We start from the raw sequence: 363 nt of genomic DNA, 5'->3' as shown, positions 1-363 counted from the left end.
GCGGCGACGCCGGCGGCGCCGCCGAGGAAGAGAAGACCGAGTTCGACGTCATCCTGACCAGCTTCGGCGGGAACAAGATCCCGGTCATCAAGGTCGTCCGCGGCGCCACGGGCTTGGGCCTGAAGGAAGCCAAGGAGCTGGTCGAAGGCGCCCCGAAGCCGATCAAGGAAGGCATCTCCAAGGAAGACGCCGAGAAGCTGGTCGCCGAGGTCAAGGAAGCCGGCGGCGAAGCGGAACTCAAGTAGTCTGCAGCTCGTCTCACCGACGAAGCGCAACGACCCGGACGCCCCGAGCGTCCGGGTCGTTTTCGTGCGCGAGCCCTTCGTAACGTAGAATTGGAGCCGCGACCGTCAGGGAGCGTCT

General features: G+C 65.6%; 1 protein-coding gene. It reads left to right on the top strand.

What is annotated here, in order from left to right; all coding sequences use genetic code 11:
* Positions 1 to 245: 50S ribosomal protein L7/L12 (gene rplL, locus ACG2DA_RS23130; RefSeq protein ID WP_395259077.1), on the top strand; the 245-nt coding region annotated here is incomplete at its 5' end.
* Positions 246 to 363 lie beyond the last annotated feature (118 nt).

It is taken from the genome of Alienimonas sp. DA493 (genome assembly GCF_043951915.1).
In the GTDB taxonomy this organism is placed as follows: domain Bacteria; phylum Planctomycetota; class Planctomycetia; order Planctomycetales; family Planctomycetaceae; genus Alienimonas.
This window is presented reverse-complemented; position numbering and strand designations above follow the sequence as displayed.